Raw genomic sequence first — 25,477 nt, 5'->3', positions numbered from 1 at the left:
CTTAAAGCGATCTTCCCGATGCTTGACGAAAGAGGATTTTGTTTGTGCAAAAAAATAACCGCTCCCTGACCGTAAAAGACGGGAAACGGTTATTGTTGTTTGATTGCATGCAGCGGCGAGAGACAACGTTTAGCTTGGATATTATCTTGCCGACTTCAGGTTGGTTATAATTTTATCAAATGTTGCACTTATGTAGCTTTGTCCTTCGGTAACCCGGCGATTGAATTCATCCGCAGACATCTGATCTTTCCCCTTCAAATGCAGTTTAATAACATTCGCGAGTTCTCTTTTGTATTTATCCAGCTGTTTAAGCTCAAGATTGCTTGCCTTTTTGATTTCATTCACCTTTTTGCTGCACACCTTTTTCGCCTCGCTCAGCACTTTACGGTCCGCAGTCTTCTGCGCTTTCGCTTGGGCAATCAGTTCTTTGCTTGCTTTGCTTTTCACCAAACTGTTGTACTTGTCGTTTGAAGCCTTGACCTTATTGTTCAATTCGGTCAGGTTGGTACACAATGCGGCGGTGAGCGCTTTTTGCGCATTTCTTACTTCTTTGACTTTGTCCTTGTAATCCTTGAAATACTCTTTCTCTACGGATGCCGTAGAAGTTGTTGCGGTTGCTGCAAATGCCGATTGATACGGTAAAAGAACAAGCAGCATTACCAGCAGGCCAATCATTTTCTTCATCTCTTCAACACCTCTTAAGCATGGAATATCGCAAAAAACGATAGCGAAAAATATCGAATTTTGCAAAATTTATTACTTTTATCATAGGACAGTTAGCAAAATATTACAACATTATTCCTCTAAAAACTTGATAACTCCGACTTTTTGCCGGAAAACAAACTGAAAACGACCGGGATAAAATTACGCAAATTCCCGCGGATGGCGCCTCATCAATTCTTCCACCGCGTCTTCGCGTCCCGTATGCTTCAGGCGTTCGATGTACATCGATTGCTTGCGCATTATCGAGAGCAGGTCGAAATCGGTCATTTGTCCAAGCTCTTCTCTTTAACCGCGCGAGCCAACGACAAAAGGCAACCTTCGGATGGAAGATTGCCTTCGGAGCAGTGAAAGTCAAATTTGCAATTCATTCTGGGCTGCAAATTCAAATTCCTTAATTGAAAAACTCGCCTTGGTTAACCGAACCCAAAATGCTGGCTGCCGTACGCATTGAATTCTGGTTTGCGGTCAATCCGGTTACGATTTGATCGATACGGTCGTATACATCGCGGGGATGTTTAATGGATGTCAATATTTTGATCGGCGTATCCACGTCCGCTACATTCAAATGAATCGAACCGCAGCCAAATATGCGCTGCCAGAACGGCAGTTCCAGACTTTTATCCAATACTTTGTAAAAATCAAGCTCATCTTCGACCAAAGAGAACAATCCCCGTCTTGTAACCAATCTCTTTTCATACACAAAATATTTGGTGAACGAGAGCGGCAAACCGAAGATCGTGCATTTTCTGCCTGACCATACCAATGCACCGCGAGTTGTCGATCCCTGACCTGACATATATATTCCTCCTGCCTGCACGTTTCATAAGGCATATTACGTAACAGATCCGCGATCGGTTTCATCGTGAAGTCAACTACCCCGACTTAGCAAGTTTTTTAAACTATTCAGATGGGTTTACCTTTATGTTTAAAAGTCGGGTTTTTGTAATCATTCCTGCACTTTCTAAAGTCCTTTTTGACGCCTCGTTATAATACCAGCAGCCGCAAATTGGTTCTAATTGATGGCTATAGCACCATTTTCTTAATTTAAGAATGATGTTTCTCCCAATGCCTTGATTGCGATATTTCTCATTCGTAAACATGCCTATGCTAGCCAATCCATTCAAAATTCTGCCCTTCTCAAGAACCCCGACTCCTAACAGGACAGAACCTCTATAATAGGTGAAAAGTTCTCCATTCGTAATCCTGTATTCATACTGATCAAGAAAATCTCCGCACATCTGTTGCATAGGAATAAGATCATCCAATGTAGCTGGAGCAAAAATATCACCTTGTAGCGATTCTTTCTCCGGCAAATCTATATGGCTATCTTGAAAGAAATAAGCTTGCTTGGTGACATGAAAGTCTTTATCTAAGGCCAAGCTCACATACAGTTCATCGCAGGTCGGAACAAATAGAGACTTCAAAGTATGATTTTCAATCACTTTGCTGAAAAGCTCCTGAGCAACCTTTAGATATGATGGCTTGATGTAAAATTGAGTAAGCAATTCGTCATGATGAATCGCATAATAGCCGACCTCTTCTAGTCCATCAAGGATTACATAAAAATCGGACGAGAGAATATGTTGCTCCAAAAAAGAGTCAATAGGCGAGGATAATGTCTTAGAATAATCATTAACGAGATGATTTATTTCGTGAATCAAACTTTTTTTAAAGAACATATTTTTATCCTTTCACAATAAATGATGGATACTCTTAACTTTAGCACCTGATTAGGTTTTCGATCAATGAAGAAGCTGTTGGGATGAAAGAACGAATTTGGATGGCTGAAAAAGTGCTCATGACGGGATTATATGTGACTTAATCTGATAATTCCTATGCTTCGCTTAGCAACTTTAAAATCTACCCTCCCCTTTCTCGTCAAACGCCTCCAGCTTCGAGTTTTTCGCAATTTCCGCATCATACCCCTTTTTTACCCAATGAAACAAGTAGGCGCTTCCGCCCCGGTCTGGATGGAGTTTTTTTAACAAACGCCTGCTCTGCTTGCGGATCTCCTCCCAGGATGCGTTTTCGTCCACGCCAATGATGGTTTGAAAAGAAGCTTCCCGCGGGCCGGGCCCGATATCCGATGAAGACGAGGAGCTATCGCCGTAAGAACGGTTATAACGCTTTTTATCATGGCCGGCCTGGCGGCCGAGCTCCCGAAGTCCGTTTTCCACGGTTTGCAGAGCAAGTTCCAACTCATCGTCTTCGGTTGGAAGTTCCCCTTCCAAAAATTCATATTCGAACTGCCGCATCAGGATCTCGTATTGATCCATAAGGTCATTATACATAACAATCGCCGCTTTCGTATTCCCGGCCAGCTTATAGATGCCTAGAACAAGTTGGATCGACCATTCTGGCATCCCCAGCGCAAAAGCATGCATCATTTTGCCCCAATATAGGTCCGGGACATTCGTGTCGGTTACAAATTCCAGAAAACCTTCCTGCCGCTCCCGGTCGAGTGTGCTGCCGATCTGAACGGCTGCTTGCAGCTTGAGGCTTCCGCTTTGCAGCTTACGTGTCCAGCCCGGTATCAAGTTGGTTAGCGCGTTTACGATTTCGATCAAATATCCTTCTTGCACGACAACGGGTCCACGATTTTCAAATGCGCTGCCATCTCCGTGATTCACTGGTGATTTCTCCTCTCCATAATGAGATAACGGCATTTGGTTCCCCCTTCCGCCATGCATTCCGTACGTTCCACATAGGCGTCAAGCACTCGGGAAAACAATGCCAATTCGCACCTGCACACCTGAGGATAATGGGCAGCAATCTGCAAAACCGGACAATTCGCTTCCTCAAGCATGTACTGCCCATTTCCGCGCATCTCCAGCTTAGTCATATACCCCTCGGAATCCTGAATTTGGGCTAATATTCGTATCCTTTTTTCCAGATCGTCCCCTTGCAATAACTCGCCGTATCTTTGTGCAAGCTTTGCCGCTCTCTTCGCAAACAACATGTCAATATACAAATCGCCTTTCGCATCGCGAAGGCTCTCCAGCAACTCCAGCGCCAGTGCATCGTATTGATCCGGAAACAGCGCTTCCGCCGCATTCGAAAGAGTATAAACGGAAGTCGGTTTGCGCCCGTTCCGGCGCTGAAGCGCAATTCGGATATAATGCTCCTTCTGCAGAGCAAGCAAATGCCTCCGGACTGCCATCCCCGTAATCCCTAATTGTTCTGACATTTCCTGGACGGTCAGCGCTCCGCTTTTTTTGAGCAATAATACTATTTCGCGTCTTGTTGACGATTGACGTATCGGCTTCGTTAACATCTTATAGATACCTCCCGTCATTCATTTGAAACGGACACCCAAAGTGTACATGATAATCATTTTATTGTATAGATCCAATTGTTTTTCCTTATGTAAACATTTTTGTATGTATAAATATATCATCCCCGATTCGGCTAAAAAATATCGAATTTTCATTGCAAGACCCCAAATTATTATGTAAAATAGCAACCAAATATTGTTTTGCCTATAGGAAAATTTTTTTACTCTCCATTGAGAATGAGTATTAAAATCATGTTTTACGTAAGGAGGAGATCATTATGCTTGCTTCCGGGGATCCGCGAACTAAGATTTAAATTATTGATCCAAGCCATACATACCGCCACTCTAATCGGTAAACTCCTTGTCCGATCGATTGAAGCTTGGTCATCGGTTGGACTCGGGGCGCCTTGGCACGCGGTTTATTTTTACTTAGGGAAACATATTTTACCTCAGGAAACATGATCAATGACCAACTTGTAAATATCCGGCGGATTTAACCGGAAATATTCTAAACAAAAATCATGGAGAAGGAGAATCAACACATGTTCAAAAATCCAAATTTCAAACGAAGCGCAGGTTTAAACAGGCTGCTCTTTACATTTCTTTTAATCGCCTGCCTGGCTGTGGTCACCGCCTGCGGCAGCGGCAAAAAGGAAGCCGAAGCGGATTCTGGAAAGATCAAAATCACGACCACCATCGGCATGATTACCGATATTGTCGGCCAGGTCGGCGGCGAGCATGTTGCCGTGACGGGACTCATGAAAGCCGGGGTCGACCCGCATTTGTACAAAGCCTCGCAGGGAGATATCGAGAAACTGGATCAGGCCGATGTGATTTTCTACAACGGGCTGCATCTGGAAGGTAAAATGGTTGAAATTTTCGAAAAAATGGCCAAAAAGAAAATGACCGTCGCCGTTTCGGATTATGTCGACCATTCCATCCTGCGAAGCGGAGCCGAAAACGGCATGGATACCGAATATGACCCGCATATCTGGTTTAACGTCAAACATTGGATGAAAGCAACCGAATGCGTCCGGGACTCGCTCATTAAATATGATCCGGAGCATACCGAGGACTACAAAAAAAATGCCGACGCCTATTTGGCTGAACTGGAGAAGCTTGACGCGGAAGTAGCCGAACAGATCCAAACTATTCCGGATCAAAGCCGCGTGCTCGTAACGGCGCATGACGCTTTCGGATACTTCGGTCAAGCTTACGGCATCAAGGTTATGGGGCTGCAGGGCATCAGCACGGCTTCCGAGGCTGGCACAAAGGATGTTACCGATTTGCGTGATTACCTGGTCGAGCATAAAATCAAAGCCGTTTTTATTGAATCCAGTGTTCCGCGCAAAGCGATTGACGCCGTGATTCAAGGAGCCAAGGAAAAGGGGCATGAACTGGTAATTGGCGGAGAATTGTTCTCCGATGCCATGGGTGAGGAAGGAACAACGGAAGGCACCTACCTCGGCATGATCCGCCATAACGTCAAAACGATCGTGGAAGCATTGAAATAAGGATTTTGCAAAATCCTGAAATAACGAAAGGAGAATGTTTATATGCATGCAAGTCCATTAACCATAAGCAACATGTCTGTCGCGTATCAAAAAAAACCTGTGCTGCGGGATGTTTCATTTGAGGTGCCGGAAGGAAAACTGATCGGGATCGTCGGTCCGAACGGAGCGGGGAAATCCACTTTGATAAAAGCGGCGCTGGGGCTTATCCCCCGTCTGTACGGAGAGGTGTCCATTTACGGTAAACCTTATGCGGAACAGCGTAAGCTGGTCGGCTATGTCCCGCAAAGGGAATCCGTCGATTGGGATTTCCCGACCAATGCGCTGGATGTCGTGATGATGGGAAGATACGGCCATTTGGGCTGGATCAAGCGCCCCGGCGCCGCCGAGAAAAGATTGGCAATGGAATGCCTGGCGAAAGTGGGCATGGCCGATTTTGCGGATCGGCAAATCAGCCAGCTGTCCGGCGGGCAGCAGCAGCGCATTTTCTTGGCAAGAGCGCTTGCGCAAGACGCCAAATTGTATTTCATGGATGAGCCGTTTGTCGGCGTCGATGCCGCTACCGAAAAAGCGATTATTACGCTGCTGAACGAACTAAAGACGCAAGGAAAAACCGTGCTGGTTGTCCACCATGATTTGGCTACGGTCAAAGAATATTTCGATTGGGTGATGCTGCTTAACGTGCAGCTCGTCGATTTCGGCCCGACCGAGCAGACGTTTACGCCGCAAAAGCTGCAGGAAACTTATGGCGGCAGACTGACGATGCTGGACCGGGAAAGCAAATCGGCAATGATCGTGAACGGGAGGTAAGGCGAATGATGGATTGGTTGAATATATTGCTGGATCCGAACGCGCAGTGGATTCTCTTCGGCTCCATGCTCCTTGGCTTAAGCAGCGGCGTCATCGGCAGTTTCGCCTACCTGCGCAAACAATCGCTGATGGGCGATGCCTTATCCCATGCAGCCCTGCCCGGAGTTTGCATCGCTTTTATGCTGAGCGGATCCAAATCCATTTTCCTGTTCCTGCTCGGCGCAGCGGTGGCAGGCGTCATCGCTACTTTCGGCATCGGCTATATAACGCGCAATACCCGAATCAAGCAGGATTCGGCTCTGGCTATCATCCTTACTGTATTTTTTGGGCTCGGCATCGTGCTGCTGACTCAAATCCAGCATTCCGGCAACGGGAACCAAAGCGGTCTCGACAAGTTCCTGTTTGGTCAAGCCGCCTCGATGATGCTTTCCGATGTCGTGATTATGGCGGTCATTTCCATCGTGCTGGTCAGCATCTGCAGCCTGCTGTTTAAAGAATTCAAACTGCTTAGCTTTGACCCTGGTTTCGCGCGCGGCATCGGTTATCCCGTCGCGTTTATGGACCAGCTGATCATGTTCCTGATCGTGGTTGCGGTCGTGGTCGGAATTCAGGCCGTTGGCGTCGTGCTGATGTCCGCCTTGTTAATTACGCCTGCCGTATCCGCCAGGTACTGGACGGAGAAACTTGGCCTTATGGTCGTCCTCTCCGGTTTGTTTGGCGCTTTAAGCGGCCTGATCGGCACCTTTATCAGCGCCAGCGGCAATAATTTGCCTACGGGGCCGTTAACGGTTCTCGTCGCTACCGGCATCTTTGTCATCTCCGTCATAGCCGCGCCGCGCCGGGGCGTGCTTTCCAAGCTGCTGCTCCGCTCGTCGGTTCGAAATCAAATGCGCCGCGAGCAATCGGGGCCGCAAATGGAAAGGAGAGAAAAAGCCGTATGAGTACATTTTGGATTATATTAACCGGAGCGCTTGTCGCAAGTACCTGTAGTATCGTCGGCTGCTTCCTGGTTCTGCGCAAAATGGCGATGATCGGCGACGCGATCAGCCATGCCGTCCTTCCGGGGATAGTCATTGCGTTTTTGCTTAGCGGCTCCAGGGATTCCTTGTTTATGCTGCTGGGCGCGGCGGGGATCGGGCTGATTACGGTCTTCCTCATTCAGCTGTTTCATCAAAGCGGGGTTCAGTCGGATGCGTCGATCGGCGTTGTTTTTACCGCCCTGTTTGCAGTCGGCGTCGTTCTGATCAGCATGTACACAAGACATATCGACCTGGACCTCGACTGCGTGCTTTACGGTGAAATCGCCTATGTGCCTTGGAATACCATCCATGTCGGCGGCGTCGATATCGGTCCAAAAGCGGTTTGGGGCGTCGGACTTGCGTTCCTGCTTTGCGCCACCGTGATTGCGCTCTTTTACAAGCAGTTCAAAATTTGTTCGTTTGACCCGGCCATGGCCGCGGCAGTCGGCATCCCGGTAGCCTTGTTCCACTATTTGCTGATGGGGCTCGTTTCTGTCAGCACCGTCGCTTCCTTTGAAAGCGTCGGCGCGATTCTGGTAGTCGGCATGCTGGTCGTCCCGCCCGCTACCGCTTATCTGCTGACGGAAAAACTGAGCCGCATGATCGTGTACAGCGTGCTGATCGGCTGCGCGAGCTCCGTCATCGGATATTATGTCGCAAGCGTTCTGGATGCTTCAATCGCAGGCAGCATGATCAGCGTTGCCGGCATCCTTTTCCTGATTGCGCTGCTGTTCTCACCAACGCATGGCGTCATCGTGCGCAAATTAAAGCAGAGAAAAATGATTCAAAAACAAGCGGATGCAGCTGCGGCATGATGTTAGATTTGCAAGTCTTATATGAAGAGCGCCCGAACCGGGCGCCCTTAGGGCTGCCGGGACTTTCCCGGCAGCTATGATTTTAGATTTTTGCTCGACCCAAAAATCTTTCAGGGGCTAACGAAACATCCGATCGTTATTTAGGCAAAATCAAGCCTTTAAAAATTTATACGAATGTGCTTTTGCGTTTTTGCGACAAAAATCATAACATTTTCATCATTGGTGGTGACCGTGAGGTCATGTGGATTTCTAACGGACACCACAGCCGCTAAGAGGCTAAAAACAGTCATTTTTTAATTTTAACGGACACCACGGCGCTTAATTGCACCAAAACACCGCCCCAAAGGGACTTTTTGACTAATTAGCGGCGTCTGTGTCCGTTAGAAATCATAATGGTCGAAATTATCCTCGATAGCGTCCGCTGTGTCCGTTAGAATCATATATGGCGGTGACCGTCAGGCCCTATTCGACTCGGCCCCAACGTCCCTTACAAATTTGAATTATAGGCAGCCCTTACCTGCCTCCAATCCCCTTTTACCTCTGCCGCAAATACTGCTTCAAATATCTTCCCGTCAGCGACCTTTCGCAATTAACGATATCTCGAGGTTTGCCTGTAAAGACAATCTCTCCCCCGTCTTGTCCCGCTCCGGGTCCCAAATCAATGATCCAATCCGCATGGGCGATCCAATCCAGATTATGTTCGATGACCACAACCGTGCGGCCTTGATCAACCAAACGATTCATTGTTGCGAGCAGCTGCCGGATATCCGACATATGCAGGCCTGTCGTCGGCTCGTCCAGAACATAAACATCCCTCCGATGCTCCATCTCCTTGGCCAGCTTTACCCGCTGCAGTTCTCCTCCCGACAATGTGCTTAATGGTTGACCCAGCGATAAATAACCTACTCCCGCATCCTGCAAACGCCCCAGAGTCTGCAAAATATCCTTTTCCACAAAAAAGCGGCTGGCCTCTTCTACCGTCATCCCCAACACTTCGCTGATATTTTTACCGCGCAAAATATAACGTAAAACCTCTTTTTTAAATCTGCGTCCCCCGCACGCATCGCACACGGTTTCAATGGAATCCATAAAAGCCAAATCGGTCGATACCGTACCTGTTCCCTTGCATTCAGGGCATGCGCCTTGCGAATTAAAGCTGAACAAGGATATCTCCGCTTGATTATGTGCGGCAAACAAATTCCGGATCGGATCAAACATACCGGTAAAAGTCGCAATATTCGACCGGCTGGAAGCATGAACGGCCTCCTGGTCCATATAAACCGCATCCGGGATATATTTCGGGAGTACCTGATTCACCAGCGTGCTTTTCCCCGACCCTGCCACTCCGGTCACAACCGTCATGACGCCGATGGGGATATCGACAGAAACGTTTTTTAAATTATGCTTGGAAGCATTCTGGATCGATAACCAGCCGGCAGGATGTCTCGGTTCTTTTTCTAATGTTGGTTTTTGGCTTAAAAATTTTCCCGTTAAGGTGTCCGCAGCCATCAAACCTTTCAAATCGCCTGCATACACCACATTCCCGCCTTCGGCACCGGCTTTTGGCCCCATCTCGATCACATGGTCGGCGATGCCGATGACATCCGGGTCATGTTCTACGATCACAACGGTATTTCCCTTATCCCTTAATCGCTTGAGAAGCGTGTTGATTTTATTCACGTCATGCGGATGCAGGCCGATGCTTGGCTCATCGAAAATATACACCAAGTCGCTTAAGCTGCTCCCGAGCTGCCTCACCATTTTGATTCTCTGCGATTCGCCGCCAGACAGTGTCGAAGTTTCCCGGCTTAAAGTCAAATATCCTAGGCCGATGGACAGCATCTGCTGCAGGCGGAGCGTAATAGCTTCCACAATCGTCGCCGCTACCGGCTCCTTAACCGTATGCATAAAGTCGATCAGTGAGCTCACCTGCAAATCGGTGCACTCGGCGATGTTTTTGCCGTTGATCCGGCATGACAGCACTTGCGGATTCAGCCTCGCGCCTTGGCATTCCGGGCACATGCCTTTCTTCGCCACATGGTCGATCGCGTCTTTGTACAGCTCGGCATCCCGGGAATCTTTGCTCAAAAAACTGCGCATGATCCGCGGGATCACCCCTTCATATAATGATGTTTTTGGCCATCCCGCCGTCGGATGCGGAGGTTTGAAACCTGATTTGTACAGCAGCGTGTCCCATTCCTCTTCCGTGTAATCTTTCAGCTTTTTATCATTGTCGAACAGTCCCGTGCATACATACCGTTTCCAACGAAAATCGCCCGGCCTGAAGGTCGGAAAGAGGATGGCTCCCTCGTTCAAGGATTTGTCACGGTCGAGCAGCCGCTCCGTATCGATTTCCTTCACGATGCCAAGCCCTTCGCATTTCGGGCACATTCCATGCGGATTATTAAAGGAAAAAGCCTCAGCTTCGCCTACGTAAGGCCGCCCGATTCGGGAAAACAGCAGCCGAAGCAAGGAATAAATATCCGTAATGGTGCCGACGGTCGACCTTGAATTCCCGCCAATCCGTTTCTGGTTGATGACAATCGCGACCGGAAGATTTATAATCGCGTCCGCGTTCGGCTGCCCGTAATGGGGAAGACGATGACGGATAAAGCTCGAATACGTTTCATTTAATTGACGCTGCGATTCCGCCGCAAGCGTATCAAATACGAGCGCCGACTTCCCGGAGCCCGAGACGCCGGCAAATACCGTTATTTGTTTTTTAGGAATATCTACGCTAATGCTTTTCAGATTTTTTTCCCGTGCTCCAATCACCTTGATCTTATTGCTTACGCCCGTATTCTCCGGATTCATATGCTGCACTCCTTTCGGGTCTTTTGACCGCCTCCAAGGAATAGCATATACTTTTAACATGACAATTCTTGTCTAGTTTAAACAAATTTAAGGCTGGAGGAGTTTATGTCCAAAACCAAACTGTTGTTTGACCTCATCATGTACGTCAATTCAAAACGGGATTTTACGGCCCAAGATGTAGCCAATGAGTTTCGGGTTTCTGTCCGCACCGCGCATCGTTATTTAATGGAAATCAGTGAATTGGGAGTGCCCATTTATACAGAGCAAGGCCGAAATGGCGGATACCGCACGCTCAAAAACAGAGTGCTGCCGCCGGTGTTATTCGATGAAAACGAAGCGCTGTCCATTTTCTTCGCTTTTCGTTCCCTTGCATTTTATGAATCCCTGCCTTTTGATGCCGATATCGAATCCGCTTCAAGAAAATTGCTCGCCACGCTGCCGGAAGATGCCAAACAGAAAATCGGTCAGCTGAAAACGGTGCTATCCTTCTGGAACCCCAAAAGAGGCGTAAGCGCTCCCTATTTAAAAGAACTGATCGAAGCAGCCGCGGAAAGCCGCATCATCAGCATGGAATACCGGTCCAAATCGGGCAATAAGACAAGGGATGCCGTGCCGATCGGCGTTTATGCCAATGATGGATTATGGTATATGCCCGCTTTTGATATGGAAAAACGCAAGATCAGGCTTTTCCGGATTGACCGCATTCTTTCGTTGACCGTTACGGAGGAAACCTACGAGGTGGAGGCCGGACTTATGGAATGGCTGCAAAGTTACACGATTACCTCACCTGTTCGTCTGTTGGTCGAACTGACTCGAGAGGGTGTTCGCGAGTGCCAGAGCAAACCGTGGTACAATCCTGTATTGCTTGACAAGGAGCGTGAAAACGGGATCGCAGGCATCATCGATACGGTCATCGACCGCAATGAAATTGCGTTTACCGCTGCCTTTTTCTCCCAATTGGGGAAAGAAGCGAGGGTGCTAGAACCTCAGGAAATGGTTGATCGAATCCGGAGCCATGCGCAATCGCTGCTAAACCATTATCAATAATTCCAACCGAAAAAACAGCCGTTCATTCCGATATCAATCCATACGCGGCGATTCGCTTGATTCTGCCTGACACCATCATCGATGCAAAATAGGCTAATAGAATGATCGATAGGCTAAGTAACAGGATTAGTGGAACGGGAATTATAAGCTGTACATTGTATATGCCTGCACCGGATAGCAGCATTTTAAGAATGGAATTGGTACATATGCCTCCCAGCACACCGCCGATAAGAACCCCCACGATTACGACGGGTACAAAGCTTAGGGCAATTTGACTCCTTAACTGGAATGTCGTGTATCCGATCGCTTTGAGTATTCCCAGCTCCCTTTTGCGCTTGAGCAATGCGGCGGTAATTACGAGATAAAGGATCAATACGACAACAAGCACGGTAATCGTGAGAATGGCAACCATCACGGAAAAGACGGCGGAAATGTATACCCGGGTTTGATTTTTTGTCAGTTGATCGGTGTTCGTCGCCGATTGGATCATACTGCCGTATTTCGCTTTGACGCCACTCATAAAGAATTCATTTTCAATGCCGTCCAAATAGACGTTAATCGACATGCCTTGATGTCCCGGCGCCAGCCGCTGAACGCCGGCTATCGTTAAAGAGGCTCCGTTGCTCCAGGAATTCAACGATTGGTTCAGTCCGGTAATCAGATAAGGTTCCGTACTTTTGCCCAAGTGAACTTGGATCGTATCCCCGATATTTTTTCCGAGACTTCTTGCCAATCCTCCGGAAATGACAATTTCATTGTCATATTTCGGGTAACGGCCTTGATAGACCGTAGGATTATCCACTTGGCCGTAATCATCGGAGAAATCCGTCATGACCAGACGCCCCTCAATCGACGTGGTGATGTAGTCCAAAATGATGGCTTTCTTCACGCCCGGCATCCGTTTCAATTGCATAAGCAGTTGCCCGCTGTCTTGGCCAGGTTGAACCTCAATCCCGACATTGGGCGTCTCTGTCCCAATCATCCGCAAGAATGGCGTTTTATCATCAGCAATATTGTAATAAAGTATCACCGAAAAGACCGCGGCAAACGCGATAGCTGCCACAATCGCAGCGATCATCAGGTTCTGCCTTAAGCCGACGGCGATATTTTTGCAGGCCAGCACAAACTGAAGACCGCCTTTGGTTTTGTCCAGCGGAAAGTGGTTCCGTTTAAAGTTATGGTTGTTCATTCCGCCCCGAAGCGCAGCCACCGGATGAAGACTTCGGATACGGACGGATGAGAGCAGCGACACGATAAGCACCAAGAACAGGATCACGAAAGCGCTGGATGTATCAGACCCGATATGGGCGCCTCCGGGCCACAGCAGACCGGTCAACTTCGTAATGATTCCGCCAAACGCCGGGATGACGGCATAAGAAATAGCCACACCCATAATACTCGCGGCAGCGGCAATCAACATAAATTGCAAAACGATGGAGATGAGGATTTGCGAGCTCGTATATCCAACCGCTTGGAGTACGCCAATATTCACCATGCCGTCTTCGATGCTGCCCGAAATCCTGAATTTGATGACAATCATGGAAACCAACACGATCACCGCCGCGAAAGCAACCAAAATCATTGCAACGATGTGAATGGTCAGCGTTGAATGCTGGGCTTGCGCAATATCCGCGCTCCAAAAGCCGGGGTCTATGGACTCATTGGATTCCGGAAACTGCTTGTGATAATCCCGGAGCAGCGTGTCCGGATGCTTGTTGTCCGCAAACACGGCGGAGATCAGAATCCCATCGGCTTCGGGCCCCAGTTCAATTTGCAGCTGGCGGAAGGATGAATCCGGCAAATAAAAAGCGATCATGGCAAGATTAGGCTTGCCCATCATCGTTGACTCGAAAAATCCGGCGATCCGGTAATCATAATGCTTATTCTTATAGGTCAGCGAAAAAGAATCCCCAATTTGATATCCCCCGCTAGCATGCAGCGAATAAGGAACGTAAATGCCTCCTTTTTCATAAGAAGCCGACTCCCGAATCAGCTTTAGCGGTGCAATGCTGCGAGGAGAATCCGCATTCAACAGCGCGGTGCGCAAGCTAAAATCGTTTTTCACCTTTTTATCGAACCGGACCGCCGTTCTGGGCATCAAAATAATTTGCTCCGTTTCGGCTTGCTGAACTCCGTCGTAATTTTGAATAAAATCCACATAGGACTGTTTTAAGCTCGCGCGCGTCATTGCGATATTTACATGGGCTCCATGCAGCTCCTTCACTTTTTGCCCATAAAAGCCGCCCATGGATGAAATGATCGTGATGCCGACATTAAGCAGCAGCACCGCAGCCAAGATGAGAGTAAACAGCGATGCGGCCGCGCCTTTTGCTTTTTTGATGTTGGCCATAGCAAGGTTAAACAGGTTCATGTCACCACCCCATTTCAGCCAAAAAAGCATTCAGCTTTTCATGCCTGCCGGGCTGCTGCTCATGAAACCCTTCGAGGGCCAAATCCCCGCAAATCATGCCGTCGCGCAAATACAGAATCCGGTTACCCCGCAAAGCCGTTTTGATATCATGCGTAACCATGACGATACTTTGACCATTTTGGTTCACCTCGGTCAAAATATCGAGCACGCGATCGCTTGAGGCGGAATTCAGCATGCCGGTCGGCTCATCCGCAAACACAATTTTCGGACTGTTGATCAATGCCCGCACGATTCCTGCCCGCTGGGCCTCCCCTCCGGAAAGCTGTGAGGGGAATTTCCCCCATGAAACCTCGTCCAATCCCACCAGTTTCAGCAGCTGTATTGCTTTGGCTGCAACTTCCCGCTTATTTTTATTTATCAAAAGGCCGCTGGCCAGCATATTGTCGAACACGCTCATGTTATCAAGCAGGTAAATTTGCTGAAACACAAACCCGCAATTATTTCTTCGGAAAACAGCGAGCTGGTCATGATTCATCCCGGACAGTTTATGTCCTTCAAACCATATTTCGCCCAGGGTCGGCGTGTCCATTCCGGATAACGCATACAGCAAAGTCGATTTGCCCGAACCCGAACTGCCCATAATAATCGTAAAATCTCTTTCAAACAGACTGATGTCCAAGTTTTTTAGCACATGCTGCTGAACTCCGCCCGTCGAGAAGGTTTTGCATAACTTTTCTGTTTTCAGAATCGTATTTTGCATGAAAATGATCATCCCTCTTGTTCTTGTAATCATTGGCTGACCCCATCATACAAAACCAATTCTTAGCGGATCTTTGCCGGATTCTTAACCATTCCTTAATTCATCTAGCCAGACTGATGCTCAAAATGACGCTGAAGCCATCTTCGCGGTTACGGCACTCCAAATCTCCCTGCATGCTTTGCATCAGATATTTGGAGATGTAAAGCCCAAGCCCGGCCCCGTTTTGTCCCGATGTATGATTGCCCCGGTAAAATTTATTGCACAAAAGCGACAATTCATCTGTGCTAACCCCGCTACCGTAATCCATAATTTCTATTTGCAAATAACCAGGGATCAGCGAAGCCGATATCGTCACTGCGGTACCGGCATATTTGTATGAGTTGCTTAGAATATTATCGAAAACCTGCTGCAAACGCATCATGTCCGCAATCATTATGCATTCAGGAATCGGACCGCAGGTTATTTGATCATCAAAATTCACATTCGCGATAATATCCGTGAGAATCTGGCTGCTTTCCTCACGCGCTATTACCTTCAGTTCTTCCAATTCCTCCAATGTCGCATGAAACATATCCGTGACAAGCAGATTCACCTGCTCCGCTTTGGAATAAATCATGTTTAATTGCTTGATTGTTTTTTCATCGGTCGCGCGCAGCAGCATCAACTCACTCACTGCCTTAATGGAGGCCACCGGCGTTTTGACGTCGTGGCTGAGGCTGGCTACCAATTCTTTTTTGCTGCGGTTGGCTTCGTATTCGCTTTGTCTTGCGGCGGCGAGCTGTTCGCGCATCATATCAAAGCTTTCGGTGAATGCGCCAAACGGATTATTTTTGTCCATTGAAAGCGGAATATCCAGGTTGCCCCGCGCCACATGCTGCGCAAAGCTTTTCAGCTTTTGAAACGGCTTCATGATGGCATAATGCAAATATATGATATATAAAACAGCCAGCAGGGAGAGCAGTATAAACGTCACGATAATAATCGTCACCAGTTTTTGCTTGCTTGCCTGCAGCTGTTTCTCATAATGATCATGAATAATGAGCTTTCCGACCGTTATCCCGCTTACTGTCACATCCATGACTGCCTCACGGTCACGGATGGCATCATACAGTCCGGTGTATACCGCATCCGCCGATTGGTATCGCACCCTGCCGTTTTGGTCCAGCACAGTGAACGGTTGCGTAATATCGCTGTAGTCGCCTTGTTCGATTCGGTTCCAATGGCTTTCGACCGTTTTTAAAATGCTGTTGGCCATCACGATATCCAGTTTGGTGTCGACATTCTGCTCCATCACCCGAACCGAAAAAAGGACGCCTACGATAAAAATGACAAGCATGATCCAAAGTATGGACTTGGCTCTCATCAGCTGCCATCCTCCAGCATATATCCCGTACCCCAGATCGTTTTGATAAATTGCGGCCTGTTCGGATCGGTTTCGATTTTTTCCCGCAGATGACGAATATGTACATTCAAGGTTCCGTCTGCGGTAATCGAGTCTCCCCATACGTTTCTGAATAGCTCTTCTTTGGGAATGACCCGGTTTGCATTCTCTGCCAGATAGCAGAGCAGCTTGTATTCCAAAGTTTTGAATTTGACCTCCACTCCATTGACGGATATCCGGGAGCGGACGCGGTCGATTCGGACCTGGCCGAATTCCAGTATTTCAGCTGCATTGTGATTCCCATATCGTTTTAGCACAGCCTTTACTTTGGCCAGCAATATGCTGAGCGTATACGGTTTTTGGATATAGTCATCTCCGCCTATGTTCAGCGCAATCAAAATATCGTCATCACTCGAACGGGCACTGATGAACAGGATCGGGATCTGCGTAGTCTGCCTCAGCTTTTTGCACAGCTCGAATCCCGAAGTCTTCCCAAGATTGATATCCAAGAGAATCAGGGAGATTTCATTTTCTTTTAAAAAATGTTCACACTCGTCCGCGCTGGTTACATACGCCGTAACGACTCCAAACATATTAAAATATTCGCATGTCGCTTCAGCTAGAATGCTCTCGTCATCCACAATCAAACAATCATATCTCATAACTTTTCTCCATCATCCTACGAATTTAAAGACCGAGTCCCATCTTCCATAAGATACCACGAATCATGGCCGGATCCTATCTATTGTAAGAAAAACGTCTATCGACGTACTCTCTAAGAACACAGACCGCTTTTAGCGGATGTTTTTCTTGCGATATAAGGAAGCTGAGGCTCCGAAACTTATACTTTCTTATATCTAAAAAAAACAGCCGATCTCCCGATCGACTGTTTCAAATTTCATCCAAAATTCCACACCGTCTTCAAGTACTTCCGGAACAACTGATCAAGCATTTCCGTCGGGTCATCAAGATCGCGCCGCGTTGACTGGGCAAAATCCGTTAAATGATCGATTTCCCTTACGATAAACTCGTTGATGACATCGACCCGTTTCTCAAGATTCATTTCCTCGCCAGCGATCTTCCTTCTCAATAAATCTTCGATTGCCTCTTTTAAGCCGGACTCCGTCACAAGTTCCTGCACCAGATCTTGAAACAAAATCGGCGGATTCGTGTTGTATTTTTCGACCCATTTGCAGGCAAGGACTGGCCTGAGCACATAAAAGTACTTTTTAATCTTCACCTGCTCTCCCTGCAAATATTCCCGGAAGTTCCCTCTGGCCATATGCAAATAGTGATGCACAGAAGCCTGGGGAGAAAATACGCGTTCTCTTAACGCGAGTAATTCTTCTTTGAAACCATAAGCTTCATAATAACGGATGTCCGAAACGAGCCACTCCATAAGGGCAGGGTTCGATTTGCGGAACAGCTTCAATGCTTTTCTGATGTCCCAGCCGTTAATGTCCAATAGTTCGTTAATCGGAACCTCGATGACGTCCCGCTTCTCGTCAATGGATAAATACCATTCCGGCCGATGGATATATACAAAACGAACATCATAATCGCTATCCTGCGACGGAAATCCCCAAGCCCGGCTGCCCGATTCGACGGCAAACAAAACTTTGACCTGATGTTCTCTTTCGATTTCATGGATTTTATCTACGATGATGTGTTTCAATCGTGCTCTCTCCTATTCCAAATAGGTTTAAGGTAGTTAAGGTTATTTCGCTATTTTGTTCGGGCCGGCTTCCCGCTTGCGCTGCTCCGAAAAAAAGTTTCCGACGCCCGCATTGACGAGAGTCTGGATCGCTGCGATCATACGCGACTGCTCTTCGACAATGCTGCGCAGGCGTTTCACTTCCCGCTCGGCTGCAAACAACCGGCTGTTGGAGTTAGCTTCGAAACCGGTGATAAGCCAGTCCAGCGAAACTTTATATGTATCCGAAAACTTGGCGAGAGACAATAAGTCGGGCTCCGATTGGGCCGATTCATATAATTCGAGCGTATCCGGCTGGATTTGCGTTCTCCGGTATACCTCCACCTTCGTCAATTTGCGGTTAATTCTTGCGGTTTTTAAGCGTTCCCCCATATCTTCGAGCTGTGTCTTTGCCATCTGCAACACCACTTTTCTTTATCAGATTGGTTGATATATTCGCCATGAATCCATATTTTCCCTGCCATATATTCTTCATTCTACATTTTCTCTTGCGTTATTACTCAATACTGAAATTAGTTTTTGCACTTTGCGAGGTGCCCGCTGCGGTTACGGATCGTTCTTCCGATCGCTGTTGTCTCCAAATTTCTCGATTTTGTTTTTCATAAAGGTAGAAATTCGGAGACAAAGGCGAACGCTGTCGCTTCTTCAGATCGATTCCGTCCCCTCCGCTACTTTCGCTTTTTTGTCAAGCACTAATCATGATGTTGAGCCTCGTTTTAGGCTGTTTATATATAACCCCGGAAAAGGTCCGAGGTTACTCATATTTAGAATATTCACAATAAATTGAGGTAATTCAGCTATGATTCATCACGTTTAGGCCATTTCGGATTCGCATTCAGGCTTCCCGATGTCATTCAGATCAATCAAGATTTTCGTTCGAATCTTTAATAATGTCCGAAAAAAACGATGCCATTGCAGCGTTTAATTCCAACGGATCGTCCGTATCAAGCCACGCATCCGGAATAAGCGCAGCTTGGCCGGGATGGCTTTGCACATAGCTGTAAATAATCTGTGCTTCATCGATTTCATCCCTGCCCACTTCGGATGTATACGCGTCTTCATCGTTTTTGAAATAGGCCCGAACGAGCATGCCCGCCTCTTTAGTTAGCTGCTGCCTCTCCCGATCGGTCGCAACCGGAAAGCTCCTGCTGAACAGAATCGTATGGCGTTTGACAAGAAAAAGTTTGATTGTTTCTTCGTCCACAGGTTCGTATAACAGCACATTCGGATTGCTACCGGCAAATCCAATGACTTTTTCTTTATGCTCGAGAAAGCGGATCGACTGCAGCACATCCCTGAACTTGGCGGCAGCCTCAAAATCAAACTGTTCGGAAGCGGCCGCCATTTTGCGCTCCAACTCATCATATAAACTTCGGTCAGTTCCTTCCAGCAACCCGATAAAACGGTTCATGAGCTGTTGGTATTCCTTCAGGCCTTCTCCGCCCATACACATCCCCAAGCATAATCCGATGGCACGGTTCAGGCAGGGAGCTGTTGCGGCAGCCGCAGGGGTGCAGGCTATCTTCAAGCTTTCCAGAATGTTTACCACCGCTTTTTCCACTGCGATTCTGCTTGTCGGATAAGGCCCAAAAATGCTGTCGCCGTGAGCCGGAACCGGATGGTTGGTCGTTTCGATATGGCGCAGCCCATCCGATGCCGGGATGACGATATACGCATAGGATGCGGTATTTTTCATTTTCCGGTTATACATCGGCTTGTACTTATGAATGAGATTGCATTCCAGCATAAAGGCCTCAAATTCCGTGTCCGTCCGGATCACCTCCAAATCCTTTACATGCTGAACGAGCTTTTTAATTTTAGGCGCATGGGTTTGGGAATGATGAAAATATGACTGGACCCTTTTCTTTAAATGTTTGGACTTTCCGACATACAGGATGCTGCCGCGGGCATCTTTCATCAGATATACGCCGGGGGTACCAGGCAGGTTTTGAATCTTTTCTTTCAAATCCATGAAGGGGGCATGTCCAGCCTGCGGCTTGTTTTCATGCAAATGCTCGTCGACATCGTTCATGCGATTTCCGTACATAATCATTCCCCTCCCTTGAACATACATACTTTAATATTCAATCTCATCCATCATACTTAAATTCCTGTTAGATTCCCGCAATAAATCCGTAAAAGAGTCCGCGACATAATAGACAAAATCCGGATCGTGGATATAGCTGATGATCTGCCCATATGTTCCTTGATCGGACGGATCGAGGTCAAGCATCAAGTATAATGAGCCGCCGGCCATCGTCGCAAACGGAAACCACTTTTTATGAAACAAATAAGGTTTGATCTTCGGGTCCAGTTCCCGAATCTCTTCTCCGGAATAATATTCTGCCAAAAGCTCGTCCCGTTCGCAAAAGTAACTTTTGGTTTCCTCCATTTCGTCCAGGGACAGCAAATAATAAGGAGGCCACTCTCCCGCCTCGGCGTCACCTGGATACAGGACATGAAACGCGTAACCGCTACCGTCTTTATGACGGTAAAAGCTGCGGAAATCTTCCGGCAGCAGCACTTCGAATTTTGCTTCGAACGCGGCCAACCTTTCTTCTTCCGCCCCTGATTGTTTTTTATAGTTTTCATGCAGCTCCTGAATTTCGTCTTCCATAACCTTCTCCTCTAGCAAAACGTCCAGCTCTGCCATAAGCGGATCAAGCTTCTCGGAGATATATTCGCGGTAACCCCAGAACGCCTCTTTTTCGCCACCGTTGCCGAGCAGGGTCATGACGGCGTATGAGATGAGATCGAGCCAGTTCTCCATCCGGTCTACCTGTTCATCTGTTATTAATCCGTTCCGCCTTAGCATCCCTTCCGGTTCTACCGCCCAAGCGCGGCCCAACTGGCAGATGCTCCACAAACAAGTTATCATTTCCCGGTCCAGCACAGGTTCGCCGAGCTTTGCTTCAAGGGCACGCAAAACGATCATCAGCTCGTGGAAATTCCCCTCCCTCAGCTCGCCTTTAAACGGCCTTAGACTGCCTAGAAAACCATGCTCTGCTTTGTGCCGGTGCATATCATCATGCGCAAAGGTATGACATTTTAATAGATGAACGGCATTTGATGTATCCATTATACCCACGCCCTATTCTTTTTTAGTTTCATTATTACATGTTCATCCAGTTTCAGCAGCTTAAAGTACCGATAAAGTTGCTTTACTGATCACGGCACAGAGCGATTCTTATGATGCGACATTTTGTGCTTCGCCCGCAAAATCGGCGGCAAAATAGCCAGTGTTCCATACATGAACAGCGGAATGAAAACCCAGATCGCCCAGTTGATGACGACCGCATCCCCTTGTTTGAGATAGTTCATAAAGCTTTGGATGGATTTTTGGTTTTCTTCCCTGCCAAGCTGCCATTTTTGAAACGTGCCACTATTGAGAAGCCCAAACGCCCCATCATTCACATTCATCCATGCGGCAGAAGCCGTCGGGTTGGAGTAATACAGAATGTCGTCCCCGGCTTCCTTATAAAATAGAAGCTTCGCGTTTTTCAGATCGTCATAAGGTATTAAAGAAACGATGGCGGAAACATCCGTGAATTTCTTTGTTTTTTCATGATAAAGATATCCCAGAACATGCCCCTCTGCTTCATCTTTGGTGTTCGAGCCGGCAATCAATGTTTCTTCGTCGTTCAAAGGATACAGCTTCGTCTGATATACAGGGCTTGGAGTTGGCAGTACGCCGCCCCATTTATCTGCTGCCGCATCATAAACCTTGACCTGTCCGGGATAATTGCCATCCACCTTAAGCAGTCTGGTTTCATTGCGGTGCAATTGGGAAGCAAATTGGCGGGCGGTACGATCTCTTGCTTCAAAATAGTTCTCTTCTTCTTTTATGATGTACGTCAGCGGAAGGCCTTGCTGATTCAGCACTCCGCTCACAAATGCCCTCCGATCATCATGAAGGTCCACCTCCAGCATCGGCAAAACCGCATCGCTGTCGAAACTCCCTTGAACGGGACTTACATTTATTGGCCTCGATGGCAGGAGGTTTTTATCGTTCAGATTGATGATCTGAAGCTTGCCCTGATTGACCTGGGCCAGATAGGGGATTTTCCCGACCGATTCCCCGATAATAACAAGCTTTCCACGCCATGCATAAGCATTGCTGTCTAAAAAACCAAGGAGATCAAGCTTCCCTTGCGCCAATTCCCTCACGCCGCCCTCGGGATCGATCATATTCATCACAAGCCGATCCTCGTTATTTTTGGTGACCAGAATTAAACGCCCACTTTGGTAACTTGAAACGAGCTGGTTATGTATGTCGGATGAAAGCGGTATTTCTTTTATTAGCTTCTCTGTCTTGGCGTCATAGAGCTCGCCTTTTAATCCGGCGTTGTCGTCCTCGGCGATCCCCATCACTTTGCTGCCGCGATCCAGAAAAAACAGGCCGCGCCCGGATGATGCCGTCTTCTCAATGTTTGCGTCAAGCCCGCTGGTATATTCATTCCACATCACAAAACTTAAAATGATGGCCGGAATAAAAAACACCAGATTAAACAATGAAATTCTTCTCTTCACCCGATCCTCTCCTTTATTGCCTTTATTTCCCTTTGCCGCTAGACAAGCGCGAAAAGTTGGGTACATTCCACCCTATCACGCAATTCACCCTATCACACAAATTTTTTGAATCTCCTAGCTTCGTTCACTGCTTACTAGCATTTATGATAACATATGCCCTCCTTCGACATGAAGCAGCCGTAATCGTTACAAAACCGTTTTGAATGAGAATAGGACGCATTGCGCCACGTCATCCGCCGTCCCTATCCGTTTAAGCGGAAGTTTGCCGGCGATGCCTGCGTAAAACGCTTCCCGGGCTTCGGCGGACAGATGATTTCTTGATGGTGTATCGATTTCAGAAATCCATGGGCGGCATCAGACCTCTTCCCCCTCTTAAAAATCAATAACACCGGCCATCGGCCGGTGTCTATCGAATCTTCTTTCCCTACGCATTGAAAGAAATAGATTAATGTTTTGGCGTAAGAGCTAAATATATATAATCGGGTTCTCCCCGCGGCTGAGGAACGGCCTCTACTTCAACCTCTTCAAAAAACAGCTGCAAATAATCCACGAATTCAGGCGATTCCGTAGCGCTCCAAAACGATAAAACCCCATCATGCCGCAGCATCTTGATCAATCCATTGATTCCTTGTTCCGAGTAAAGCCCTGTGTTCGATTCGGATACCGTCCAATCCGGACCGTTATCGATGTCGAGGCAAATCGCGTCATAGGTTTCATGTGTTTCGTTTATCCATTTTACCAGGTCTGTATGGATCACGTTTGTACGGGGATCATCCAGCGCATATCCCGAAACCTGCGCCAGATGCGTGCGGTTCCATTGAATAATCGCTTCTTCGATCTCGACGATATCCACCTTGCCGATTCTTGAATCCGCTAATGCTTCTTCCAACGAAAATCCGACCCCAAGACCGCCGATCAATATCTTGCACGGGTTTTTGCATCTCTCCAATGCCCTGCTGACCAACAAGCGTTCCGACTCTCCGTTATACGTCGCCATCAGAAATGTGCCATTGTATATAATCTCGTAGTGATCTTCTCTTTTCTGAAGCTGAATATCCCCTCGATCCGTGTGAAAACGTTCAATGACTTCCGGTTCACGATACATAGGTTCCTACCTCCTACCCTAGAAAAATGTTTTGCAAACCCTCACTCCTTATTATACCCCTATTGGAGTGCACATTCCTGTTTCACCGTAATCTCGGGTATCCGACACTTCTCGAACAATTTAGAACGGCTAACGAAACCTGCAGACGTTATCCGGGCAAAATAAAGCCGCTGCGGATTCTAACGAAACACAGTATCGCTATTCAGCAAAATTGATAGTGATAAAGCGAGATTCCGCCCAAATAACGATATGTAATTTCGTTACAATTTATTTTGGTCCCGAATGGGGGCAATAGCGTTTCCCAGTTTCGTTAGCAACATGAGCGATAAACGAGCGGCATGACTGAAATGTGAAATTGTACAGTGAAAACCACCCTGATCGGACTGTCGTTTATTTCCCCTTGGTGTCCAGTTTTTTGGCTAACTCCGTCAAGTCTTCCCCTTTTAGCGCGCCTTCCACCAGCTGCGGCAGCAGCGCAGGCGTACAGGCGAAGCAAGGCGTCCCATCCTTGGCCAAAGTTTTGGCCAATCTTTCATCATAAAAAGGTTTGCCCTCATCGGATAACGCAAGCAGGCCCAACGTCTTGACGCCGGCTTCCCTCATCTCCCGCATACGCCGGATCAGACGCGCCTGATTGCCCCCTTCGTATAGATCGGAAATGATGATAAACAAAGTTTTCTTGGGTTCGGTAATAAACTGCTCGCAATAGGCCACTGACTTATCGATATTGGTTCCGCCGCCAAGCTGGATTCCAAACAGCATTTCAACCGGATCATTCGCGCATTGCTCGGTCAGATCCACCACTTCCGTGTCAAAGACAACAACTCGGGTATCGAGCGCGGGAATGCTGGCAAAAATCGATCCGATCACCGAAGCCCAAATGACCGATTCCGCCATGGATCCGCTTTGGTCAATGTCCACGATAACCGTCCATTCCTTGTTCCGTTTGGCGCGGTCAAAGTAATAAAACCTTTCGGGAATGATCCGCTGCAGCCCGGCATCATAATGCTTAAGGTTCCTCTGAATCGTCCGCTTCCAATCGATGCCGCTTAATGAGGAAAGCGGCGTATGCTGCCTCCGGTTCAGCGCACCGGTGACGGCCCTTTGGATGTCCTGCTGCATCCGCTTTATGAGCTCATCCACCACCGCCTGCACAAGCATACGTGCGGTATCTTTGGTTTTCTCCGGAATTTTGCCTTTCAGCGCTAACAGCGTCCCGACCATCTGGATATCCGGTTTGACGGTGGCCAGTACTTCCGGTTCAAATAAAAGCTGCTTCCAGCCCTTACGTTCCATCGCATCATGTTGAATCACGGAAACGACGTCTTCGGGGAAAAATGTCCGAACATCTCCAAGCCACTGCGCAAGCCGCGGAGCGGATTGGCCTTGTCCGGCGCCGCGGGTTCCGCTTCGGGAGAAATCCTCTCCCCCCATACCATCCGTTTGGTCATAAATCGCGGCAAGCGCGCGATCCATAATCATCTCTTCGCTGGTCAAATCCATCTGCCCGCCGCTGCTGCAGCGGTTAAGCTCCTCTTCGGCGGCCGTGCCCAGAATAAGCCGCCAGCGGGATAAAATCTTTTGATCCACCGTATTCCCCATA

Annotated in this window: 23 protein-coding genes; 5 read left to right on the top strand and 18 right to left on the bottom strand. The window is 47.8% G+C overall.

Annotation, left to right across the window (positions count from 1 at the left end):
• Window positions 1-141: 141 nt before the first annotated feature.
• From L6442_RS13030 to L6442_RS13010, 6 genes are all read right to left on the bottom strand, one after another.
• Window positions 142-684: a hypothetical protein gene (locus L6442_RS13030; RefSeq protein ID WP_194232063.1), complete on the bottom strand. Its 543-nt coding sequence runs from the start codon at window positions 682-684 to the stop codon at window positions 142-144.
• Between the two features lie 180 nt (window positions 685-864).
• Window positions 865-990, bottom strand: a complete 126-nt coding sequence (locus L6442_RS32840; RefSeq protein ID WP_265589775.1) for a hypothetical protein — start codon at window positions 988-990, stop codon at window positions 865-867.
• A 124-nt stretch (window positions 991-1,114) separates the two neighbouring features.
• Window positions 1,115-1,519, bottom strand: coding sequence for a PH domain-containing protein (locus L6442_RS13025; RefSeq protein ID WP_212977274.1), 405 nt, complete (start codon window positions 1,517-1,519; stop codon window positions 1,115-1,117).
• Between the two features lie 103 nt (window positions 1,520-1,622).
• Window positions 1,623-2,402: a GNAT family N-acetyltransferase gene (locus tag L6442_RS13020; RefSeq protein WP_212977273.1), complete on the bottom strand. Its 780-nt coding sequence runs from the start codon at window positions 2,400-2,402 to the stop codon at window positions 1,623-1,625.
• Window positions 2,403-2,576: 174 nt separating this feature from the next.
• Window positions 2,577-3,353: a J domain-containing protein gene (locus L6442_RS13015; RefSeq protein WP_212977272.1), complete on the bottom strand. Its 777-nt coding sequence runs from the start codon at window positions 3,351-3,353 to the stop codon at window positions 2,577-2,579.
• On the bottom strand, window positions 3,350-3,997 hold the full coding sequence (locus tag L6442_RS13010; RefSeq protein ID WP_212977271.1) for a helix-turn-helix transcriptional regulator: 648 nt from the start codon (window positions 3,995-3,997) through the stop codon (window positions 3,350-3,352). The genes L6442_RS13015 and L6442_RS13010 overlap by 4 nt, the downstream gene beginning before the upstream one ends.
• Before the next feature lie 542 nt (window positions 3,998-4,539).
• On the opposite strand from L6442_RS13010, the gene L6442_RS13005 reads away from it, so the two are divergent.
• Genes L6442_RS13005 through L6442_RS12990 form a run of 4 tightly spaced genes read left to right on the top strand, consistent with a single transcriptional unit; the run spans window position 4,540 to window position 8,152 of the window.
• Window positions 4,540-5,511, top strand: a complete 972-nt coding sequence (locus L6442_RS13005; RefSeq protein WP_212977270.1) for a metal ABC transporter solute-binding protein, Zn/Mn family — start codon at window positions 4,540-4,542, stop codon at window positions 5,509-5,511.
• Between the two features lie 42 nt (window positions 5,512-5,553).
• Window positions 5,554-6,318: a metal ABC transporter ATP-binding protein gene (locus tag L6442_RS13000; RefSeq protein WP_194232069.1), complete on the top strand. Its 765-nt coding sequence runs from the start codon at window positions 5,554-5,556 to the stop codon at window positions 6,316-6,318.
• A 5-nt stretch (window positions 6,319-6,323) separates the two neighbouring features.
• Window positions 6,324-7,259, top strand: a complete 936-nt coding sequence (locus tag L6442_RS12995; protein WP_373871789.1) for a metal ABC transporter permease — start codon at window positions 6,324-6,326, stop codon at window positions 7,257-7,259.
• Complete coding sequence (locus L6442_RS12990) at window positions 7,256-8,152, top strand: metal ABC transporter permease (RefSeq protein ID WP_194232071.1); 897 nt, start codon at window positions 7,256-7,258, stop codon at window positions 8,150-8,152. Before L6442_RS12995 ends, L6442_RS12990 begins: the two co-directional genes overlap by 4 nt.
• A 534-nt stretch (window positions 8,153-8,686) precedes the next feature.
• Here the strand turns inward: L6442_RS12990 and L6442_RS12985 are convergent.
• Window positions 8,687-10,966 (bottom strand): ATP-binding cassette domain-containing protein, encoded by a 2,280-nt coding sequence (locus L6442_RS12985; RefSeq protein WP_212977269.1) that lies wholly within the window; start codon window positions 10,964-10,966, stop codon window positions 8,687-8,689.
• Between the two features lie 105 nt (window positions 10,967-11,071).
• On the opposite strand from L6442_RS12985, the gene L6442_RS12980 reads away from it, so the two are divergent.
• Window positions 11,072-12,013: a helix-turn-helix transcriptional regulator gene (locus tag L6442_RS12980; RefSeq protein ID WP_212977268.1), complete on the top strand. Its 942-nt coding sequence runs from the start codon at window positions 11,072-11,074 to the stop codon at window positions 12,011-12,013.
• 22 nt (window positions 12,014-12,035) lie between these two features.
• On the opposite strand, the gene L6442_RS12975 is transcribed toward L6442_RS12980, so the two are convergent.
• The 11 genes from L6442_RS12975 to L6442_RS12920 form a co-directional block, all read right to left on the bottom strand.
• Window positions 12,036-14,384, bottom strand: coding sequence for an ABC transporter permease (locus L6442_RS12975; protein ID WP_212977267.1), 2,349 nt, complete (start codon window positions 14,382-14,384; stop codon window positions 12,036-12,038).
• A 1-nt stretch (window position 14,385) separates the two neighbouring features.
• Window positions 14,386-15,177, bottom strand: coding sequence for an ABC transporter ATP-binding protein (locus tag L6442_RS12970; RefSeq protein WP_237100297.1), 792 nt, complete (start codon window positions 15,175-15,177; stop codon window positions 14,386-14,388).
• Between the two features lie 67 nt (window positions 15,178-15,244).
• Entirely contained in the window at window positions 15,245-16,507 is a 1,263-nt protein-coding gene (locus L6442_RS12965) for a HAMP domain-containing sensor histidine kinase (RefSeq protein WP_212977266.1), read from the bottom strand.
• The gene (locus L6442_RS12960) at window positions 16,507-17,187 is read right to left on the bottom strand and encodes a response regulator transcription factor (protein ID WP_212977265.1); all 681 of its coding nucleotides are present in this window, start codon (window positions 17,185-17,187) and stop codon (window positions 16,507-16,509) included. Before L6442_RS12960 ends, L6442_RS12965 begins: the two co-directional genes overlap by 1 nt.
• Before the next feature lie 236 nt (window positions 17,188-17,423).
• Entirely contained in the window at window positions 17,424-18,200 is a 777-nt protein-coding gene (locus L6442_RS12955) for a nucleotidyltransferase domain-containing protein (protein ID WP_212977264.1), read from the bottom strand.
• Window positions 18,201-18,242: 42 nt separating this feature from the next.
• Window positions 18,243-18,635, bottom strand: coding sequence for a helix-turn-helix domain-containing protein (locus L6442_RS12950; protein WP_212977263.1), 393 nt, complete (start codon window positions 18,633-18,635; stop codon window positions 18,243-18,245).
• Between the two features lie 463 nt (window positions 18,636-19,098).
• Complete coding sequence (locus L6442_RS12945; protein WP_212977262.1) at window positions 19,099-20,286, bottom strand: GIY-YIG nuclease family protein; 1,188 nt, start codon at window positions 20,284-20,286, stop codon at window positions 19,099-19,101.
• Window positions 20,287-20,316: 30 nt separating this feature from the next.
• Window positions 20,317-21,318: an SMI1/KNR4 family protein gene (locus tag L6442_RS32940; protein ID WP_306436665.1), complete on the bottom strand. Its 1,002-nt coding sequence runs from the start codon at window positions 21,316-21,318 to the stop codon at window positions 20,317-20,319.
• An 89-nt stretch (window positions 21,319-21,407) separates the two neighbouring features.
• Window positions 21,408-22,769 carry a hypothetical protein gene (locus L6442_RS12930; RefSeq protein ID WP_212977261.1) on the bottom strand — a complete coding sequence of 454 codons (1,362 nt, stop codon included), beginning with the start codon at window positions 22,767-22,769 and terminating at the stop codon, window positions 21,408-21,410.
• 445 nt (window positions 22,770-23,214) lie between these two features.
• Entirely contained in the window at window positions 23,215-23,874 is a 660-nt protein-coding gene (locus L6442_RS12925; RefSeq protein WP_212977260.1) for a spermine/spermidine synthase domain-containing protein, read from the bottom strand.
• 390 nt (window positions 23,875-24,264) lie between these two features.
• A complete protein-coding gene (locus L6442_RS12920) occupies window positions 24,265-25,476 on the bottom strand; it encodes a VWA domain-containing protein (RefSeq protein WP_212977259.1) in 1,212 nt (403 codons plus the stop codon).
• Window position 25,477: the final 1 nt, after the last annotated feature.

Origin of the sequence: Paenibacillus azoreducens (genome assembly GCF_021654775.1) — a bacterium.
GTDB lineage: Bacteria > Bacillota > Bacilli > Paenibacillales > Paenibacillaceae > Paenibacillus_AQ > Paenibacillus_AQ azoreducens.
Note: the sequence above shows the minus strand (reverse complement) of the source record. Positions and strands in the feature narration are given on the sequence as shown.